The 20,151-nt window shown below is 38.3% G+C and carries 17 protein-coding genes; 12 read left to right on the forward strand and 5 right to left on the reverse strand.

Annotation, left to right across the window (positions count from 1 at the left end; translation table 11 throughout):
- The first annotated feature begins 117 nt into the window (after positions 1–117).
- Together secD and secF are read left to right on the forward strand one after the other, a co-directional pair.
- Positions 118–1,968 (forward strand): protein translocase subunit SecD, encoded by a 1,851-nt coding sequence (secD, locus tag H4J69_RS07635; protein ID WP_404842818.1) that lies wholly within the window; start codon positions 118–120, stop codon positions 1,966–1,968.
- Positions 1,965–2,885 carry a protein translocase subunit SecF gene (secF, locus tag H4J69_RS07640; RefSeq protein ID WP_182243417.1) on the forward strand — a complete coding sequence of 307 codons (921 nt, stop codon included), beginning with the start codon at positions 1,965–1,967 and terminating at the stop codon, positions 2,883–2,885. The genes secD and secF overlap by 4 nt, the downstream gene beginning before the upstream one ends.
- Positions 2,886–2,975: 90 nt before the next feature.
- Here the strand turns inward: secF and H4J69_RS07645 are convergent, their stop codons facing one another.
- From H4J69_RS07645 to H4J69_RS07655, 3 genes are all read right to left on the reverse strand, one after another.
- Positions 2,976–3,497 (reverse strand): GNAT family N-acetyltransferase, encoded by a 522-nt coding sequence (locus tag H4J69_RS07645; RefSeq protein ID WP_182222015.1) that lies wholly within the window; start codon positions 3,495–3,497, stop codon positions 2,976–2,978.
- A 58-nt stretch (positions 3,498–3,555) separates the two neighbouring features.
- Positions 3,556–4,740 carry a cystathionine beta-lyase gene (locus tag H4J69_RS07650; RefSeq protein WP_182222014.1) on the reverse strand — a complete coding sequence of 395 codons (1,185 nt, stop codon included), beginning with the start codon at positions 4,738–4,740 and terminating at the stop codon, positions 3,556–3,558.
- Between the two features lie 121 nt (positions 4,741–4,861).
- A complete protein-coding gene (locus H4J69_RS07655; RefSeq protein WP_182244471.1) occupies positions 4,862–7,375 on the reverse strand; it encodes a DNA polymerase II in 2,514 nt (837 codons plus the stop codon).
- 140 nt (positions 7,376–7,515) lie between these two features.
- Between H4J69_RS07655 and dinG the strand changes: the two genes are divergently transcribed.
- From dinG to H4J69_RS07700, 9 genes are all read left to right on the forward strand, one after another.
- Entirely contained in the window at positions 7,516–9,633 is a 2,118-nt protein-coding gene (gene dinG / locus H4J69_RS07660; RefSeq protein WP_070376947.1) for an ATP-dependent DNA helicase DinG, read from the forward strand.
- A 3-nt stretch (positions 9,634–9,636) separates the two neighbouring features.
- Positions 9,637–10,281, forward strand: a complete 645-nt coding sequence (locus H4J69_RS07665; RefSeq protein WP_070373717.1) for a pseudouridine synthase — start codon at positions 9,637–9,639, stop codon at positions 10,279–10,281.
- Positions 10,282–10,285: 4 nt separating this feature from the next.
- Positions 10,286–10,786 (forward strand): NUDIX hydrolase, encoded by a 501-nt coding sequence (locus H4J69_RS07670; protein WP_182217640.1) that lies wholly within the window; start codon positions 10,286–10,288, stop codon positions 10,784–10,786.
- A gap of 63 nt (positions 10,787–10,849) precedes the next feature.
- Positions 10,850–12,001, forward strand: a complete 1,152-nt coding sequence (gene mnmA / locus H4J69_RS07675; RefSeq protein WP_070373718.1) for a tRNA 2-thiouridine(34) synthase MnmA — start codon at positions 10,850–10,852, stop codon at positions 11,999–12,001.
- 34 nt (positions 12,002–12,035) lie between these two features.
- Positions 12,036–12,659, forward strand: coding sequence for a high frequency lysogenization protein HflD (gene hflD, locus H4J69_RS07680; RefSeq protein WP_182244472.1), 624 nt, complete (start codon positions 12,036–12,038; stop codon positions 12,657–12,659).
- Positions 12,660–12,709: 50 nt separating this feature from the next.
- A complete protein-coding gene (gene purB, locus H4J69_RS07685) occupies positions 12,710–14,080 on the forward strand; it encodes an adenylosuccinate lyase (RefSeq protein ID WP_070373720.1) in 1,371 nt (456 codons plus the stop codon).
- A gap of 217 nt (positions 14,081–14,297) precedes the next feature.
- Positions 14,298–15,467, forward strand: a complete 1,170-nt coding sequence (locus H4J69_RS07690; RefSeq protein ID WP_182222008.1) for a cupin domain-containing protein — start codon at positions 14,298–14,300, stop codon at positions 15,465–15,467.
- 20 nt (positions 15,468–15,487) lie between these two features.
- Positions 15,488–15,952, forward strand: coding sequence for a GNAT family N-acetyltransferase (locus tag H4J69_RS07695; protein ID WP_070373722.1), 465 nt, complete (start codon positions 15,488–15,490; stop codon positions 15,950–15,952).
- 228 nt (positions 15,953–16,180) lie between these two features.
- On the forward strand, positions 16,181–17,224 hold the full coding sequence (locus H4J69_RS07700) for an amino acid dehydrogenase (protein WP_182217626.1): 1,044 nt from the start codon (positions 16,181–16,183) through the stop codon (positions 17,222–17,224).
- A 107-nt stretch (positions 17,225–17,331) separates the two neighbouring features.
- On the opposite strand, the gene H4J69_RS07705 is transcribed toward H4J69_RS07700, so the two are convergent.
- Positions 17,332–18,780, reverse strand: a complete 1,449-nt coding sequence (locus H4J69_RS07705; RefSeq protein ID WP_070373724.1) for a glyceraldehyde-3-phosphate dehydrogenase — start codon at positions 18,778–18,780, stop codon at positions 17,332–17,334.
- A 154-nt stretch (positions 18,781–18,934) separates the two neighbouring features.
- On the opposite strand from H4J69_RS07705, the gene H4J69_RS07710 reads away from it, so the two are divergent.
- The gene (locus tag H4J69_RS07710; protein WP_182217624.1) at positions 18,935–19,735 is read left to right on the forward strand and encodes a DUF2989 domain-containing protein; all 801 of its coding nucleotides are present in this window, start codon (positions 18,935–18,937) and stop codon (positions 19,733–19,735) included.
- Between the two features lie 29 nt (positions 19,736–19,764).
- Here the strand turns inward: H4J69_RS07710 and msrB are convergent, their stop codons facing one another.
- Positions 19,765–20,139 carry a peptide-methionine (R)-S-oxide reductase MsrB gene (gene msrB, locus H4J69_RS07715; RefSeq protein ID WP_182217623.1) on the reverse strand — a complete coding sequence of 125 codons (375 nt, stop codon included), beginning with the start codon at positions 20,137–20,139 and terminating at the stop codon, positions 19,765–19,767.
- Positions 20,140–20,151: the final 12 nt, after the last annotated feature.

A 20,151-nucleotide genomic window follows, 5' to 3' on the forward strand; every position in this document is an offset into this window, starting at 1 on the left:
TCTAACCATTATTAACTTATTTTTCCTTTTTCCCGTCACTGCTTTAACAGTGACCCTTGTTGCATGCGCTTTTCTAAAATTTAGAGAGTAAAGGTAGCAAAATTTCGAGATTTTATGATGAATTCACCTAGAAAAAAGCCATATCGTTACTTTACATGGCAAAACCTATTAATTATTTTCACCTTAGTTTTTTTATTAGTAAATGCCCTACCCAACATATATAAAGATAAAGTCACAATTGTCCTCTCACCTATTAATGCGAACGTGCAAAAACTAACGACTAGTGAGCTTAAAGGTTTATTGAATAAGAACAACTTAACCGTTGATAAAATTCATACTATTGATAAGACAACGTCAATAACACTCAGTAATACAGCCGACATAGCGTCAGTTAACACACGTTTATCTAATGAGTTTAATCATTATCGTGTTGAGACCTCGGTGATAAGTGGCGTACCCTCATGGTTGCAATCATTCGACGCTAAGCCAATAAAATTAGGCTTAGATTTAAGTGGTGGAGTATTATTTGTACTTGATGTCGATACAAAACAAGCTTTATTTGACCGTCTTAAAAACATCGCATTAGCAATAAAAACCCTAGCTATGGAAGAACGTATTCGAGGCGTTAGTGTTGTTCAACATAAGATTGATCTTACTAGAGATGCGGACAATCAAAACCTTTCGGTGAATTTTTCTAACGCTGACAAAAGTAAAATGGCTATACTTTTCACTAAAATAAAAGCAGCCTACCCTGATTTATCTCAACAAAAAAATCAAAATGACCAAGTGATCTTGTCATACTCCTCGCAAAAAACAGCTCAATTTCGCCAAGAAACTATGCAGCAAACATTAAAAACGATGCGTGGAAGAATAGCTGAGCTGGGTATAACCGAAGCGGTTACACTTCAACAAGGTAAAAACCATATTCGTATTGAATTGCCTGGTGTTCATGATCCCGAGGAAGCAAAACGTATTATAGGTGCCACGGCATCACTTGATTTTTATCAGCTTGCCGAAAACTCAAATGCAGCAGGTATATTACGCATGGCGGACGAACATGGCAGAACGTTTACCTTAAACAGTCAGGTAGTTTTTTCAGGTAGTAATATCGAAAATGCTCGAGCAGGACAAGATCAAATGAGCATGCCTTTAGTCAACCTCACCTTAGATGGCTTAGGTGGTAAGAAGATGTCGCAATTTTCTAAGCAAAATATTGGTAATGCTATGGTGACGGTGTTTTCTGAGTTTTATCGAGATGCTGATGATCAAATGGTTAAAAAAAGTAAAATAATTAATGTTGCCACCATTCAACAACACTTAGGTTCACAGTTTAGTATTACCAACATGCCCAGCCAACATGCGGCACAAGAACTGTCATTATTATTACGAGCAGGCTCGCTAACAGCGCCAGTAACTATAGTAAAACAGCGCACCATTGAAGCGACACTCGGCGAAAATAATATCAAAAATGGTATAAAAGCACTGAGTATAGGCATGGGGTTTACTTTGTTATTCATGGTTTTTTGGTATAGAACTTTGGGGCTTATCGCTAATGTAGCGTTAACAGTAAACTTAATAAGCTTACTAGGGTTGATGTCGTTACTCCCTGGGGCAGTACTAACACTTCCGGGTATTGCTGGTTTAGTATTGACGGTTGGTATGGCTGTAGATACCAATGTACTTATCTTTGAGCGGATAAAAGAAGAGTTAAAGCGTGGACATAAAGTACTATCAGCTGTTGAGCAAGGCTATAAAAGTGCATTTTCAACAATTCTTGATGCCAATGTAACCACCATGATCACTGGTATTATTTTATACACCATAGGCAACGGCCCAGTAAAAGGTTTTGCCCTTATTTTGTGTTTAGGTATTTTAACCAGTATGTTCACCGGCGTTTTTGTTTCTAAAAGTTTAACAAACCTTGTCATTCGAAAAAATAAAGCTCAATTATTAGGTGTTAATGTATGAAAAATTTTAAAATAAATAGCACGTCTAAATTAAGTGTTTTTCGCCTAGTGGGTTGTTTTATAGCTATGATTTTTGTTGTTATAGCGCTAGTAGGACTATCAAATAAAGGTTTAGCACTCGGTTTAGATTTTACCGGTGGTTACTTAACTGAATTTTCAACCGAGAAATCACTCAGTCAACAGGATATGAATAACTTACTCAGTAACTATCTTCCAGAAAGCTTTAAACTGACCTCTGCAGAGCAAGGGACTCATTGGAGTGTTCAACAAGCAGATAATAACGTCAGTTTACAAGATAAGGCATGGCTATCTGATTTTGCTGACAAAAATCAACTAAACATTAGCCCTCAAGATGCTATTTACATTGGCAGCCAAGTCGGAGAAGACTTAATTAACCAAGGTGGCTTAGCACTATTAACCGCAATCATTGTTATCTTAATGTATTTGTCTTTTAGATTTGAATGGCGTTTAGCCGCGGGGGCTGTTATTGCGCTTTTTCATGATGTGCTTATTGTACTGGGGCTTTTTGCATGGTTTGGTATCCCCTTTGATTTAACAATATTAGCGAGTTTATTAGCTATTGTAGGGTACTCGTTAAATGACTCTATTATTGTCGGTGACAAAATCAGAGAAATAATGAAATCTACCCATGACACCACAATAGATGAAGTGATCAATCAAGCTATTAAATCAACTTTAGTGCGAACGATGATCACCTCAGGAACAACCTTAGTGACTATTATGGCTGTATGGGGTTTTGCCGGGGAGTCTTTAGCGGGGTTTTCTATTGCGCTATTTTCAGGGATTTTAGTGGGCACTTTCTCTTCTATTGTAATTGCGGCAACAGTGCCACAATTACTCGGGCTAACCGCTGATTATTATCAACAAAAAGAGCTAGAGGTTTGTCCTTTACCCTAATATAAACGGTTTGAGAGGAAATTGGCAACACTAGGATATTTGCACTTAAGTCCATATCCTAGTGTTAAACGTTACTGTCTTTAAAGTTGGTTACTGTTCAAAAATTGAAGCCAGTCTGACTTTATAAAGATTATTGGTTGACCCATAAAACTCAATAGTCTGTTCAAATACAAAACCAAGCTTTTTTAATAATACGTTAGAGGGAGTATTTTCTAGTGCGGTGATCGCGACAACATTTGCCGCATAATTATTGTCATAAGCAACTTTTAATACGGCTAATGAGGCTTCTCGAGCAAAGCCTTGCGAACAATATTCAGGTAACAAGGCATAACCTAAGTCAGGGAATTCCAATTCAGGCCGCTTTAACAAACCACAGAGTCCAATCGGTGTGTTATCACTTTTCAAAGCGACTAAATTTAGCCCAAAACCCTGTTCGCTATAGCTTGCTAGTGGACCATTAACTAAGTAGGCAATTGCATCTTTAGTCTCTCTAACCCCTTTATCACCAATGTTTTTAATAAAAGCATCATCATTCAATAATTGCAGAACAAATTCATGGTCCTGCTCATTCAGGTGCCTAATGGTTAACCTTTGTGTTGTGCATAGCAGCATGTAAATTCCAAACTTTTAACGCGTAAAGCCTAAGCTTTATTTTTTAATAAAATACTGTCTAAGATTTATTTTCTAAGGCAGTGTTCAATCTATCAAAGCCTCGAGCAAGGTCGGCAATTAAGTCATCAACATCCTCTAAACCTATATGCAGGCGAATTAATGGATATTCATAATTCCACTTTGTCGCTGTTCGCAAACGGCCAACATTGGTATTACCCAAAATTAAACTTTCAAAACCGCCCCACGAATAGCCCATTTTAAAATGTTCCATACCATCAAGTAAGGCATTAAGTGATTGCTTATCACCGCGGGTTAACACAAATGAAAACAAACCGTTAGCACCAGTAAAGTCACGCTTAAAATATTCATGGCCCGGACACGATTCGAATGCAGGATGAAGAATAACATCAACTTCTTCGCGTGTTGCTAACCAATTAGCCACTTTTAGCGCACTAATTTGATGTTGTTTTAAACGCACACCTAAGGTACGAATGCCACGCATTGCCAAATATAGATCATCGGGTGAAGTACATTGCCCCATCAGATAACTGTTTTCACGCAGTTGTGGCCAATACTCTTCAGTGGCTATTGCCGTACCTAACATCACATCTGAATGACCAACGATATATTTAGTCGCTGCTTGAATCGAAATATCGACACCATAATCAAAAGGTTGAAAATTAACCCCTGCAGCCCAAGTATTATCGAGCATAACCATACAGCCATGCTGGTGAGCAACTTCAGCTATACCGGGAACATCTTGAACTTCCATGGTAATAGAGCCAGGAGACTCTAAGAAAATAAGTCGGGTGTTTTCTTTAATAAGTCCGGCTATATCTCGGCCAATAGTTGGATCGTAATAAGTCGTTTCAACGCCAATATTGACCAATATTTTATCGCAAAAATCACGCGTGGGTTCATAAGCCGTATCGACCATAAGGATATGGTCACCGGTTTTAACAAACGAAAGAATAGCATTAGTGATCGCCGCAGTACCCGATGGATAAATGGCACAACCAGCGCCGCCTTCGAGATCAGTCATAGCATCGGCGAAAGCAAAAGCCGTTGAGGTGCCTCTTCTGCCATAGAAAAGTACTTGATTACCACGATTTGCTGTTGCGTGATTCATTTCTTTAACCGTATTAAAAACAACGGTTGATGCACGTTCTACTGGGGGATTAACAACGCCACGTGTCCATTTTGATTTTCGTCCCGCATTGACTATTTTGGTATCGTTGATCATGATCTTTCATCCTAAAACATAAAATTCATTTAGCCATCTAAATAGCTAACTCAATAAAGTCACCTTATGATCTTTCCAAGCATGATGCACGATTTATTTATATTAATTAAAACAGCAGAGGCTATTGAAACAAGTTCATTTGATCACTGGTTAATTTTTCGAAACTACTCCCGACAAAAGGTAAAATAGCATCAGCAACGGTCGCTAATTGCCGATCGATATAAAACTGGTAATCGAGTGGCGCGTTAACATAACCTTTTGCTTGCGGTCCAGAAGTCGTGATCAAGTACTCTATCCAACCACGTTGCTGATATTTTAGCGGTTGCTTATTTATCTTGTTTATATCATCGGCTAAACGTGCCGCTTTCACATGTGGAGGCACGTTTTTAACGTAATGATCTAACTGCCTACGAATGCGTTTACGATACACCAGTAAATGATCTAATTGTCCTGCTGATGTTTGAGTAACAATATTGCGTACATAGTCAGCAAAAGGTTCGCCATTAAATATTTTTAAATACAACTCTCGTTGAAAAGTTTTAGCCAGTTCAGTCCAATCGGTGCGGACACTTTCTAAGCCTTTAAAAATCAATTCTGATGAGCCATTCTTTTCTACAATGCCAGCATAACGCTTCTTAGTACCGACATCTTGCCCTCTGATGGTTGGCATCAAAAATTGGCTAAAATGTGTTTCAAACTCAATTTCAAGTTGGCTTTCTATCGCAAATTCTTTTTTAAGCGTTGCTTGCCACCTAAGATTAATTTTATCTTGTAAGGTTTTACCCAGCTTTTGACATTGCTGGTGACTAAAATCATCGTCAACACTGACAAAAATAGAATCGGTATCACCATAAATTACTTGATAACCATCATCTTCTAGCCACATTTTAGTGGTGATTAATAATTCATGGCTTCGTTTAGTGATTGAGCCCGACAAACGTGGATCAAAAAATCGACATCCCGTAGAGCCTAAGACCCCATAAAACGAATTCATAATAATTTTTATCGCTTGCGACAATGCCGCATTTTTATCTTTTTTAGCGATATCACGCTCTAACCACAACTCATTAATAATTTCAGGTAAAAAATGTTTATCTCTAGAGAAATAAGCACCATCAAAACCTTTGATACTAGTCTCAGGTGATTGTAAACCTTCAATTAGGCCCATAGGATCAATATTAAAACTTCGAATAATAGAGGGGTAAAGACTTTTAAAATCAAGTACTAAGACATTTTTATATAAACCCGGAATAGAGTCCATCACATAACCACCAGGAGAAATCAGCCCTTGCAAGCCATCGCCCATATTGGGCGCAATATAACCACTACGGTGTAATTTAGGTAAATATAAATTGGTAAACGCTGCCACAGAGCCGCCAATACGGTCTATAGATAAACCGGTTAGTTTGGCGCGCAAACGCGTGAATTCGAGTAACAAGGATTGTTCAAAGATCAGGGTAACTAAATGGCAATCTTCAAGGTTATAAGCGGCTAAAGCTAGCTTGTCATTGGCAAAGTTGTTGTTAATCTCTTGCATTCTATTGTCAACATCATCGACCTTTTTCCCTTTACCTAATAAGGCATTGGCAACAAAATCAAGGGAAAAACTTGGAAAGTTATAAGTCGCGTTTTTTAGTAAATCAAGACCATCAAGGACCACTCTGCCAGCGACATCAATAAATTTTTGCTCATTTTGACTACCGCCTGCCGAACGTGTTCGCCAGCGAGGTGACTTATCATTGCGGCCGATATTAAAAGGGATATTATAAATATCACAGCGTTTTTGTAGCAAATTAAAATCAAAGTTAATCACGTTCCAACCAATAAAAATGTCGGGGTCGTGGATTTTTATCCAAGCGATCAGCTCAGCGAGCAGCGCTTGTTCATTGTCAAGCCAAACGATGTGCTCTGCGATTTCTGTCGCCTCAGCGTCAGATAACTTGGACTGCGTTATTTTTGCTAAAAACTTGTTTTGATCACCGATCATCAAAACACATTTTATCGGCTTACCATCAGACATTTTATGAGAATGTAAGCCAATAGAATAAAGCTCCCCTGCCATTGAACACTCAATATCAAGTGATACCATAGTTAAAGCAATATCATCAAGTAACTGAGTCTTATCCGTTGCTCGGCATTTGTCACTATAAAAGGTAGCAAAGTTAGTCTGTGAAAACTGTTTGGCAGATTCGGTTACCGATGAAGCTGTTAACCGAGGGATAAATTCAATACCAGCGGTAATAAAGCGCTCCATTAAAAAGCGTTCATCAGGGCGAAAATCGTCTTCATAGCATTTTATTTGGGCTTGTTTTAAAACATCGCGTGCGCGATAGAATTCACGCATCGTTGAAAAATAAAAGCCACTGACGAGTTGTTGATTAAAGGTTTTAAGCGCAAGCGGGGTAACTTTAGCCGTTACTATTCGCTGCTCCGACAGGAGACTTTGCGCGAGTAGTTGCTGCGTTTGTTCAACAAAAAATAATGCCTGTTGATTTTGCACAATAACATTAACAGCACCTTGAAGGGTTTTAACCCATAAAGACAATTCGATACCTTGTTTGGTATCATAGGCTTGACGGGTTAATAAAAAGCCATAATTCAAGCTAGGCGTTAATTTTTCTACAGTTAATGACATTAATTATTTTAATTCGTTGCGGATAACGATAAACTGTTAATACATACAGCAGTATATACTCATCCTATTTGAAGATACAGGATTCAGCCTATTTAACTGGAATGAGTATATAACCTAATGAACCCTAAATGGCTAACAGCATGCTAAGCGATAAAATTAAAGTAGCAATTCGCACATCGTATAAAACCATTGGTGAAAATTTAGAAAACTTTCATCCAAGAAAACAGCAAACTTTTTTGATTGCCGAAATAGCTAAAACTCTTGCGGGAGAATACGATAAAGCGCGAAAAATTATTACCATAGAAGCCGGCACCGGTACGGGTAAATCCTTGGCTTATTCATTAGGCGCTATTCCGTTAGCGATGTCACGTCAAAAAAAGGTCTGTATTTCTACTGCAACAGTTGCGCTACAAGAACAATTAGTGGATAAAGATTTACCCTTCTTAAAAAAACATTCAGGCTTAGATTTTAATTTCACCTTAGTCAAAGGTCGCCAACGCTATGTTTGTCGGCAAAAATTAGCGCTGGCTGTCAGTCAAGACGATTCACCTCAGGCCGGTTTCACCTTTGCGCAAAAACCTAATGCCATGGATATAAAGCTATTACATCATTTACATAAAGCGTTAACGGATAATAAATGGCAAGGCGATCTAGATTCTTGGGCTGACCCTATCCCTCATCATTTATGGCAACAAATTCAATGTGACAAACACAGTTGTTTAAAACATTTAGCCGATCACACCCATTGCCCTTTTCATAAAGCTCGAGAAACCATGGAGTCTGCCGATGTGTTGGTCATTAACCATAGTTTATTACTGGCTGATTTAGAGCTTGGTGGAGGTGTTATTTTACCCTCGCCAGAAGACACTTTTTACATTATTGACGAAGCACATCATCTGCCTAAAGTAACCCGTGATCATTCAAGTGCGAATGTTGCCATTAAAGGTGCCATTGATTGGCTAACTAAGTTAAAAGAAACCGGCGATAAGATGGCAAAATTAATAAAGTCGACTTCGGCCATTTCACCCTCGTTAAAGTTAGGGGACGATTGCCAAGATTTATTAATGGAAATGCAAAAAGTAGCGAGCTTTATCGAAAACAATCAGGCGTTATATTTCAATGAAAAAGCTAAAGAAAATAGCCGTTTCTCTCGTGATGACGAGGCGGCATTATATCGTTTTGAAAACGGAATCGTTCCACCGAACTTAAAAAACTCAGCTAAAGATTTAGCAGAGCTCAGTAAAAAATGTTTAGGACATTGCAACAAGCTATATAACTTATTGATGGAGTCAGTGAAAGACGGGGAGTGTAAAATGTTTGTTGCCGAGCCCTTACTTGCAGAAGCTGGTTTTATGATCCAACGGTTAGAAAATTTCAACTCACTATGGAAAATGTATGCCAAAACAGACAGTGAGAAAGGCGCTCCAATGGCAAGGTGGTTCGAAAAACTGACAGGGAAACGTAGTGACTTTTTAGTGTCGGCTTCCCCTATTGAAGTTGGCTTTACCCTTGAAGATATTCTCTGGTCAAAATGTGAAGGGGCGGTATTATGTTCAGCCACTATTTTAGCATTGAATTCGTTTGAGCATTTTCGACGCCAGGTCGGTTTACAAATTAATGATGGCACCCAATATCAAAAAGTCGACTCTCCGTTTGATTATCAAAACAATGCGCAACTTGTTATCGCTAAAATGAAAAATGAGCCAAGTAGCCCTCAGTTCACCGATGAATTAATTAATGAGTTACCGGCGTTAATTAAGCAAGAAAAAGCCTGTTTAGTGCTATTTTCTTCGTATTGGCAAATGGAGCAAGTAGCTAAATCCTTACGAGAGCAGCACAAAATGGAGATTCTAGTTCAGGGTGAGCAGTCACGTCAGCATATTATAGAGGCCCATAGAAAACGCTGTGATGAAGATAAAACCAGTATAATTTTTGGCACACAAAGTTTTTCTGAGGGTCTAGATTTACCCGGTAAATATTTAACGAATTTGATTATTACCAAATTACCCTTCTCTGTTCCAACATCACCCGTTGAAGAAGCACAAGCTGAATACATTACCGCTAAAGGCGGCAATCCTTTTATGTCGATTTCAGTGCCAGAAACATCCAAAAAACTGATTCAAGCGACAGGAAGATTACTGCGAAATGAGAAAGATACCGGTATCATTACTTTAATGGATAAACGTTTAGTGACCAAGCGCTATGGTAAGCAATTACTTGATTCTTTACCGCCCTATCAAATTATTTCAAAAGGATAAGCTTTGACTAACCTCACTAAGCGTGCAAAAGCGTCAAACTCAACTAATCGTCGATTATCTAAGAGTCGCGCATTAAAAGATGTTAAGCCTCGCCCTGCCCCAGCAGATCGAGTGTTAGTACTTTTCAATAAACCCTTTGATGTACTGTCACAATTTACTGACGATCAGCAGCGTAAAACCTTAAAAGATTTTATTCCGATTAAAGACGTTTATGCCGCTGGGCGTTTAGACCGCGACAGTGAAGGCTTATTGTTGCTGACCAATGACGGGAAATTGCAGCACAAACTGGCTAACCCAACCGAAAAAACTGAAAAAACCTATTGGGCACAAGTCGAGGGTGTACCACAGCAAGCTGATTTACAAAAACTTCGAAAGGGCGTAGAACTAAAAGATGGCCAAACGTTACCAGCGAAAGTAAAAGTGATCAATGAACCAGACCTTTGGCCACGTAATCCGCCGATACGCGATCGAGCGAATATTCCCACGACATGGCTCAGTATCGCGATTACCGAAGGAAAGAACCGGCAGGTCCGCAGAATGACCGCGGCTATTAATTTTCCAACGCTACGACTTATCCGTTACAGCATTGGTCAATACAGCCTTGACGGTATCGAAAATGGCCATTACCAACAACTTAAAAGTGAATAAGAATATGACACTAGCGGTTAACACTGCCGGTAATGACCATGGCGAAGATCAATTTAAGCCCAATGCTACCGTGGCAGCTATTATTGTTCATCAAAATAAGTTTTTATTGGTTGAAGAAATTGAAAAAGGTAAAAAAGTCTTTAACCAACCTGCTGGACACTTAGAGGCGAATGAGAACTTAATTAGTGCCATTGAACGAGAAGTTCTTGAAGAAACAGGCTTAGCACTTTCGCCGAATTATGTTTCAGGTATTTATTATTTTTATCGCCCGGATATTAATCTTTATTACCTTCGATTTTGTTTTGTTATCGAACTTGATGAATTTCTACAAAGTATCCCTCAAGATGATGAGATTATTGCCACCCATTGGCTGTCATTTGATGAAATAAAAGCAAAATCTGCACAATTACGCAGCACGCTGGTCTTGGAATGTATTGAGGATTACTTAGCTGTTTTGAAAAATGGAAAAAAAATATCATTATCTTCATTAAAATCCAATCTTTAATCTATGCCCCTAAATCCTGACATGCTATAATTTTTCGCCTTTTTCTCTAGATTTGTAGTTTTAATGTCATCACAAGTATCATCGAGCGCTGAAAACCAAAACACCGCGCCTATAAGTAAAGCACCACACGACACCAAAGTAATTGTTGGTATGTCTGGCGGTGTTGACTCCTCTGTTTCTGCACACTTATTGATTGAACAAGGTTATCAAGTTGAAGGCCTGTTCATGAAAAATTGGGAAGAAGACGATACCGATGAATACTGTGCAGCGGCACAAGACCTCGAAGATGCACAACTTGTTTGTGACAAACTCGGTATAAAGTTACACACCATTAATTTCGCAACAGAATACTGGGATAATGTTTTTGAGTATTTCTTAGCTGAATATAAAGCAGGTCGCACGCCGAACCCTGATATTATGTGTAACAAAGAAATCAAATTTAAGGCCTTCTTAGAGTTTGCTTGTGAAGACTTAGATGCCGACTATATTGCCACCGGACACTATGTTCAGCGTGAGTTTATTGATGGTCAGTGGGCTATGTTACGCGGTTTAGACAGTAATAAAGATCAAAGTTACTTTTTATATACGCTAAGCGATGAGCAAGTGGGACGGACATTATTCCCTGTGGGTAATATCGAAAAGCCTGCAGTACGCGCCATTGCCGAACAGGCTGACTTAATCACTCATAATAAAAAAGACAGTACGGGTATTTGTTTTATTGGTGAGCGTAAATTCAAAGATTTTTTAGGTCAATATTTACCCGCGCAGCCAGGAAAAATTGAATCCGCTGAAGGCGATGTCATTGGTGAGCACGACGGTTTAATGTACCACACGCTAGGTCAGCGCAAAGGCCTTCGCATAGGCGGTTTAGCTAATGCCGGAGAAGAGCCTTGGTACGTTGTTGAAAAAGATTTATTGCGCAATGTTTTAATTGTTGGTCAAGGTCATAACCACCCTCGTCTATTTTCTAAAGGTTTAATCGGTAATCAATTGCATTTAGTGAACCGCAAACCTCTTGATACGCCAATAAAATGTACCGTTAAAACCCGCTATCGCCAAGATGATGTCCCTTGTCATCTATCTCCGATGAGCGATGGTGAATATTTAGTCATGTTTGATGAAGCACAAAGTTCAGTAACACCAGGACAATCTGTAGTTTTTTATCAAGATAATATTTGTCTTGGCGGCGGTATCATCAACACACTTATCCGTTAAGTTATAACGAAAATTAGTTGAGCAGTTAATAGTTATGAACAGTATAAATGAACAAACCCTAACACTTGCCGCGGTTTGTCAAGTCGCTTATTGGGTACAAAAAATATCTCGTAGTGGGCAAATAGACGAAGACGAACTCGCCTTATTACTTAATAGTGTCATGATCACATCGCCTAAAAACACCATGGAAGTTTACGGTGGTGAAATGAGTCATTTAAAAATAGGATTAACAACACTAGTTAACCATTTAGGCAATAAATCAACTAACAAAGATCCTGAGATCACCCGTTATGTGGTGAGCTTACTGGGTTTAGAGCGTCGTTTAAGTAAATATAGCGATAAAATGAATGCGCTCGGTGAACGAATTAGCCAAAGCCAACGTCAATTAGTACATTATGGCATTACCAGTGAAACACTCGTTTCGAGCTTAGCGTCAATTTATAGCGATTTGATCAGCCCGCTCGGAACACCTATCCAGGTAGCAGGCGAACCCGCTATATTAAAGCAATCAGTCAATCAACATAAGATACGTGCCTTGTTATTAGCCGGTATTCGCTCAAGTGTTTTATGGCGACAGGTCGGTGGACAACGCCGAAGTATTTTATTTTCACGTTCAAAATTGGTTGAATGTGCCGAGCAGCTGCTCAAAGCTTGTTAAACAAATTCAAAATTAGTTTTTAACCTTACTTTAAATATTAGGAAAACCCTATGGAACTTTCAGCGTTAAGTGCAATATCTCCAGTAGATGGTCGTTATGGCAGCAAAGTTAAGTCATTACGCCCTATATTCAGTGAATTTGGTTTAATAAAATACCGTGTTACCGTTGAAGTTCGTTGGTTACAAAAACTTGCAGCAACGACAGAAATTGCAGAAGTTCCGGCTTTTAGTAATGACGCTACGGCAACATTAAATGCGATTGTTGATAACTTCAGTGAAGTAGACGCACAGCGTATTAAAGACATTGAAGCGACCACTAATCATGATGTAAAAGCGGTTGAGTATTTCTTAAAAGAAAAAATTGCTGATCATGCTGAATTAAACGCAGTCACTGAGTTTATTCATTTTGCTTGTACATCTGAAGATATTAACAACCTTTCGCACGGTTTAATGTTAAATGACTGTCGTACCGACGTTTTATTACCAGAAATGGATAAAATATTAGCGGCAATTAAAGCACTAGCAATTGAATACAAAACCATTCCAATGATGTGTCGTACTCACGGTCAACCTGCTTCTCCAAGTACTTTGGGTAAAGAAATGGCCAACGTTTATATTCGTCTTAAACGTCAACGTGCCCAAATTGCTGATGTTGAATTATTAGGTAAGATTAATGGTGCTGTTGGCAATTACAATGCACACCTATCAGCTTACCCTGAAGTTAATTGGCATGAATTTGCTAATGAATTTGTTACTTCATTAGGTTTATCGTTTAATCCCTTTACGACTCAAATTGAACCACATGATTACATTGCCGAATTATTTGATGCCATTGCCCGCTTTAACACCATCTTAATCGATTTTGATCGTGATATTTGGGGTTACATCGCGATGGGTCACTTTAAGCAAAAAACCATTGCAGGTGAAATTGGTTCATCAACAATGCCACATAAAGTTAATCCAATTGACTTTGAAAATTCTGAAGGTAACTTAGGCATTGCTAATGCATTATTTACCCACTTGGCGCAAAAATTACCGATTTCTCGCTGGCAACGTGACTTAACTGATTCAACGGTTTTACGTAACTTAGGTGTTGGTTTTGCTCATGCGATGATAGCTTACGGCGCTACATTAAAAGGTATTAGTAAGTTACAAGTAAATGAAGCAAATCTAGCTGCTGAATTAGACAGCAACTGGGAAGTTTTAGCTGAACCCGTACAAACAGTAATGCGTCGTTATGGTATCGAAAAGCCATACGAAAAATTAAAAGAGCTAACTCGCGGTAAACGCGTTAATGGCGACTCAATGCGCGCTTTCATTATGACGCTTGAATTACCTGATGCGGCTAAAGCACAGTTATGTGAAATGACACCCGCGAGTTACATAGGTCGCGCAGTAGAGTTTATTAACGAATTAGACTAGTTTTATCTAAACGTATGCTAATAAAAAGGAACCTCGCGGTTCCTTTTTATGTTCAGGATGAACGGTATAACGTGATGGCATGGATGCCAATGAACGTATATGTTCAGGATAAACGGAAACCTATATGTCTTGGCTTTTTAGCAACGCCCTGATTTATTATGGTATTAGTGCATTTATGCACGCCAATTAACAGTAGTAAAATAGAGAGTAACACGTAATGCAAAAAATCCATTGGGGCGAATTAACGCCTGAGCAGTTTTTAAAAGAATATTGGCAAAAAAAACCGTTATTAATAAAAGGTGCGTTCAAAGACTTCACCGACCCAATTGATGCCAACGAACTTGCTGGCCTCGCGATGGAAAGCGAAATTGAATCGCGTATTATTGCCTGTAATAATGGTGACTGGCAAGTAGAGCAAGGTCCTTTTGATTCATTCGATAAGTTTGGCGAACAGAACTGGACGCTACTGGTGCAGGCGGTAAATAATTGGTCTCGCGATACCCAATCATTGCTAGCAGCTGTTAATTTTATTCCACAATGGCGTATTGATGATGTAATGGTTAGCTTTTCAACACCCAATGGCGGTGTTGGTGCTCATTTAGACCAGTACGATGTCTTTATTGTGCAAGGTGAAGGAAAGCGTCGCTGGCAAGTTGGTGCGCCTGATAGTTCACTAAAACAGCTATTACCTCACCCTGATTTAAAACAAGTCTCTAGTTTTGTTGCTGTTATCGACGAAATAACCGAAGCAGGTGATTTACTTTATATTCCACCAAATCATCCACACAATGGCGTGTCATTAGAGAACTCGATGAATTTTTCTATTGGTTTTCAAGCACCGAACAATCAGGAATTATGGTCTGGTTTTGCTGATAAATTAATAGATGAAAACCTTGGAGAAGCACGTTTTCCTGATAATGAACGTACACTAACCAGTCATCCCGAACAACTTGAACAAATGGATATCGAAAAGTTAAAGGCGTTCATGAAAGCACAACTTGATGACGATAAGTTATTTACTCCTTTTATCGGCAAATATCTTACACAGAACCACCATGCCTTAGAAATATTAATGCCGGTCACGCCTATCGACAGCGAACAACTTTCCGATATTCTGGCTGAAGCAGAAAACACCTTAGTGCCTGTTTCCGGGATAAAAAGCTTAATTGTTCCTTTTCAACATCAGGAACAAGCGCCCAACGAAACAAGTTTTTTATATATTAATGGTGAAAGCTTTTTAATTGATAAAGAAACAATCACATTAGCGACATACCTAACAAAACAGCAAACTTTGACCACTCAAACAGTAAAAAGTTTACTAACAAATTTGAAAAATGAACAATTATTGACTAGTGTTCTAAATATGGGCTTTTGGTATATTGAATAACAACACGTGGAATAGTTATAATGTCGTTCAGTGTCAGTAGAGTAAATTGGGAACAAGCGGCATCACTATTAAGAGATGTCCGCGAAAAAGTTTTTATTTGTGAATGGCGTATTCCACGAAAAATAGAGTTTGACCGAAAAGATCACTATGCATTTCATGTCTTAGTTTGTGATGATATTACTCAAGAGCCCGTTGCAACGGGCCGTATATTATCTACGGGTGAAATTTCTCGCATCGCAGTATTGATGTCTTTTAGAAAAAGAAACATCGACAGAGATGTTGTCAAAGGTTTACTGGCTATTGCTAAAGATCTCAAACTTGATGAAGTATTTATTTATAGTCCACTTGATGATGTTGAATATTTTAGAAAATTTAACTTTATCAGTGCTGGCGCAGTATTTATGGAAGCAGGTATGCCAAGACAGCGTATGACCTGTGCTGTTGAGAATATAAAAAAATCTACCCGCTTCGCTTTTAATCACTAGTTTATTAATTCCTACTCTCCTAATAAGCCACTCTTCTTATCCTTTTGCCACTATTATTAAATTTTGTGCTTTATTCTATACATTTACCCTAACATAGTGACCGTTATATTTTGATCTGACGGCTAGCGCAACATTAGGCTAAGTGGTATTGTGCGCATCGAAACAATACAACTCTTATTACAGAAGTAAAAAGAATATTAACAAAACTTTTTACGTGGAGATTTAGAAGTGGCAATTTTTGATTTAGTAGATTTCGACAATCATGAACAAGTTGTTTATTGCAGCGATGATGCAACAGGCTTAAAAGCTATCATAGCAGTACACAGTACTGCACTTGGACCGGCAGCAGGTGGCTGTCGTTTTTGGGATTATGTAAATGATGAAGCAGCATTAAAAGATGTTTTACGTTTATCAAAAGGCATGACCTACAAAAATGCTATGGCTGGGTTAAAACTTGGCGGTGGTAAAGGGGTTATTATTGGTAACCCTAGACACTTAAAGTCAGACGATTTATTCAAAGCTTATGGCAAAGCCGTTAATAATCTAGGTGGCCGTTATTACACCGCTGAAGATGTAAATATTACTACTGGTGATATGGCTATTGTTAATCAAGTTACCGACTATGTTTCGGGTCTTGAAGGAAAAAGTGGTAATCCAGGCCCCTTCACTGCGCTAGGTACATTTTTAGGTATTAAAGCAGCGGTTAAGTTTAAATTAGGATCTGATGATTTAACCGGTATTAAAGTGGCTGTTCAAGGGCTTGGTAGTGTTGGTTATTCACTTTGTGAGCGACTTCATGCTGCGGGTGCGAAATTAATCGTCACTGATATTAACCAAGAAATTTTAGATAAAGCCGTTGCCGAGTTAGATGCGACAGTTGTTAGCTTAGACGATATTTACAAACAAGATGTTGAAGTATTTTCACCTTGTGCGTTAGGCGCGTCGATTAATGACGATAGCATTGCAGAACTTAAAGCGGTGATCATTGCCGGCTGTGCTAATAACCAACTTGCAGAAAGTCGCCATGACCAAGTCCTTTTAGACAAGGGTATTTTGTATGCTCCTGACTACGTCATTAACGCTGGGGGAATTATAAATGTTGCCCTTGAAATTTATCCTGAACCTTATTGTGCTGATAAGGCGACAAGTTTGGTCGAAAATATTTATCACACACTAATGAATGTTTTTGTAACTGCGAACGAGAAAAACTTACCAACAGGTAAAGTAGCTGATGAAATGGCGAGAGCTATAATAGCGAACGCTGGAAAATAATTTTTCCGTATAAACTAAAAAGCCGCACTATATAAATAAAGTGCGGCTTTTTTTTCGCTATAAATTGTTGGCATCAACTCACACCAACAATGTTATCAACTTATAGACTAATTAACGGGTAATGTTGGTACCTGAATACCTGACATTTCTAGCATTACTCTAACTACCTGGCAGCTGTAACCAAATTCATTGTCATACCATACATACAATACAGCGCGATCGCCATCAACAATCGTTGCTTGAGAGTCAACAACTCCAGCGTATCGAGAGCCAACCAAGTCAGTAGAGACGATTTCAGTTGAAGCCGTATAATCTACTTGATTTTGTAACTTAGAATTTAACGAAATATTACGTAAGTAATCGTTTAACGCTTCTTTATCAGTTGATTTTTTCAAATTCAAATTCATGATAGCCATTGAAACGTTTGGTGTTGGTACGCGAATCGCGTTACCCGTTAACAAACCTTTCAATTCAGGTAATGCTTTAGCAACCGCTTTAGCAGCACCCGTTGTGCTAATAACCATATTTAATGGTGCACTACGACCGCGGCGAGGAGCTGGATGGTAGTTATCAATTAAATTTTGATCGTTCGTATATGAATGAACCGTTTCAACGTGGCCATTCTTAATACCGAACTCATCGTTAATGGCTTTTAACACTGGTGTAATAGCGTTAGTGGTACAACTCGCTGCAGAAACAATTTTGTCATCCGCTAAAATCATATCTTGATTCACGCCATAAACGATATTTTTAATATCACCTTTAGCGGGTGCTGTTAACAATACCTTAGCAACACCTTTTGATTGCAAATGTTGCCCTAGACCTTCTTCGTCACTCCATACACCGGTGTTATCAACAACTAAAGCGTCATTAATACCATATTGGGTATAGTCGATTTCGCTAGGATTTTTTGCGTAAATAACTTGAATAAATGCGCCATTAGCTTTAATGACACTATTTTCTTCATCGATAGTAATACTACCGTTAAAAGCACCATGCACTGAATCACGACGTAATAGGCTGGCACGTTTTGCTAAATCACCTTTACCACTTGGGCGAATAACAATAGCACGTAGATTTAATGTTGAGCAGGGTCCTGCGCGTTCAATTAACAGACGCGCTAATAAGCGACCGATACGACCAAAACCATAAAGAACAACATCTTTAGACTTTTGTGGGTCAGTATTTTTATTAATTGATACTAATTCTTTTTCTAAAAACTGCTCAATTGACAGACCATTAGCTTTACCTAGAAATAAATAACGGTAGGCCAATTTACCGACATCAATACGTGCTGGTGCTAAATCCATGTGTCTTAATGCATCAATAAAAGGAAAGCTTTCACGTAAACGTAATTTACTGTCTTCATGTAGCGCAACAGATTTATGTGCTTTAATGATATCAATTGCAGAAGCATTAACTAATGGACGACCATAAATAGATACTTCGAGACCTTTGTTTCTGAAAAGTTGCCCTATAATAGGTTGCATATTTTCAGCAAATGTTTGGCGTTCTTGCCAGCTAGCTTGGTATTGTTCCTCAAGATGAGAAGTCATTGCGTAAACCTTTTTATTTCAGTCAATTGAACGATGAGTTATTATTAATATTAGCACTAATAACAATAATAATTAATTGCGGCACTATTGTAATCGAACCTGAAAACTTTCGCCACTAGTTACAGATAATATCACGCTCAAATATGGGACAAAAATGAAGACAATAATAGCCTACTTCTCTCTAATTTTTTTATTAACCGCTTGTGATAGCAAGCCAAACTTTGCTGAACTTTGTGAAAGTAATTCTGAAATCTGTAATGAATTTCAAGAAGACTCATGGTGTAAACGAGAACGTATTACGGTGGGTTTTTCTAATTTAGAGGAAAAATTGGCTAGTTCAGATCTACATAAATATCATCAACTCATTGCTTACGAAGATTATGCACAATGTATGGTTCATGCCTCAAAAATTGAGCATATTAAATTAAAACATAAACAAACGATGAGAGTTGATAACGCAATTCAAGCACAGAATCGTATCAAAGAGATATCAAAAGAAACAATAACCTCAGATCACCCTCACCTGCTCTACTATCACTGGTCGAGATATATCAACGAAGAATCTTTAAATAAATTTTTAGCACAAGAAGGGACAAAAGCCCTTGAAAATTCAAGGTCGCAATATAACTTAGCGACGCATTATACAAAAACAGATCCTAAAAAGACCTTAACGTTACTTTATCGAGCTTTGCAATTATACCAACCAGATCAGAAAATAAATGCAGAAATCTTTCAGTCAATAGCAACGATATTTATAGAAAAGCAAGATGTTAAAAAAGCTTATCTTTGGTTAAGAATTTTACGTTTACATTCGCCAGAAAATAAAGAAGTGACTGAAAAGTCTTTAAATAATTATGTTGTAGGTTATAAATTAAATAAAACATTATTAGATAAAATTGCCAATATAACCTTAGATAAAATTGAAGCGGGAACCTTTGAATCACCAAAGGTTTAGGTTTAATCAAGAGATTAAACCTTGTCTTTTTAAAGTGCGCTAAACTGTAAACTTAATGAATTAACACAATAGCGTTTACCGGTGGGTTGTGGGCCGTCATCAAATACATGACCCAGATGAGAGTCACACGTACTGCAAGTGATTTCTGTACGCATCATTCCAAGGCTGTCATCTTCAATGTAGGCGACATTTGGGCTAATAGCGGCAGAAAAGCTTGGCCAACCGCAACCCGATTGAAATTTATCTGTTGAAGAAAAGAGCTCCTTTTCACAACAGGCACAATGATAAACACCGGCTAGCCAATGATCGTTATACTCGCCACTGAACGGTTGCTCTGTGGCAGCCAAGCGACATACTCGAAAAGCCTCGGGTGTTAACTTATCTTGATAAGGGTCTTTAGACATATATTTTCACCT

The sequence above is a fragment of the Colwellia sp. BRX10-9 genome (genome assembly GCF_014077405.1).
Classification (GTDB): domain Bacteria; phylum Pseudomonadota; class Gammaproteobacteria; order Enterobacterales; family Alteromonadaceae; genus Colwellia_A.

Coding starts and splice junctions, on each gene's coding strand:
- secF (WP_182243417.1), top strand. CDS start 1,965: ATGAAAAATTTTAAAATAAATAGCACGTCTAAATTAAGTGTTTTTCGC.
- H4J69_RS07670 (WP_182217640.1), top strand. CDS start 10,286: ATGACACTAGCGGTTAACACTGCCGGTAATGACCATGGCGAAGATCAA.
- H4J69_RS07695 (WP_070373722.1), top strand. CDS start 15,488: ATGTCGTTCAGTGTCAGTAGAGTAAATTGGGAACAAGCGGCATCACTA.
- H4J69_RS07645 (WP_182222015.1), bottom strand. CDS start 3,497: ATGCTGCTATGCACAACACAAAGGTTAACCATTAGGCACCTGAATGAG.
- purB (WP_070373720.1), top strand. CDS start 12,710: ATGGAACTTTCAGCGTTAAGTGCAATATCTCCAGTAGATGGTCGTTAT.
- dinG (WP_070376947.1), top strand. CDS start 7,516: ATGCTAAGCGATAAAATTAAAGTAGCAATTCGCACATCGTATAAAACC.
- H4J69_RS07705 (WP_070373724.1), bottom strand. CDS start 18,780: ATGACTTCTCATCTTGAGGAACAATACCAAGCTAGCTGGCAAGAACGC.
- secD (WP_404842818.1), top strand. CDS start 118: ATGAATTCACCTAGAAAAAAGCCATATCGTTACTTTACATGGCAAAAC.
- hflD (WP_182244472.1), top strand. CDS start 12,036: ATGAACAGTATAAATGAACAAACCCTAACACTTGCCGCGGTTTGTCAA.
- H4J69_RS07710 (WP_182217624.1), top strand. CDS start 18,935: ATGAAGACAATAATAGCCTACTTCTCTCTAATTTTTTTATTAACCGCT.
- H4J69_RS07655 (WP_182244471.1), bottom strand. CDS start 7,375: ATGTCATTAACTGTAGAAAAATTAACGCCTAGCTTGAATTATGGCTTT.
- H4J69_RS07650 (WP_182222014.1), bottom strand. CDS start 4,740: ATGATCAACGATACCAAAATAGTCAATGCGGGACGAAAATCAAAATGG.
- H4J69_RS07690 (WP_182222008.1), top strand. CDS start 14,298: ATGCAAAAAATCCATTGGGGCGAATTAACGCCTGAGCAGTTTTTAAAA.
- msrB (WP_182217623.1), bottom strand. CDS start 20,139: ATGTCTAAAGACCCTTATCAAGATAAGTTAACACCCGAGGCTTTTCGA.
- mnmA (WP_070373718.1), top strand. CDS start 10,850: ATGTCATCACAAGTATCATCGAGCGCTGAAAACCAAAACACCGCGCCT.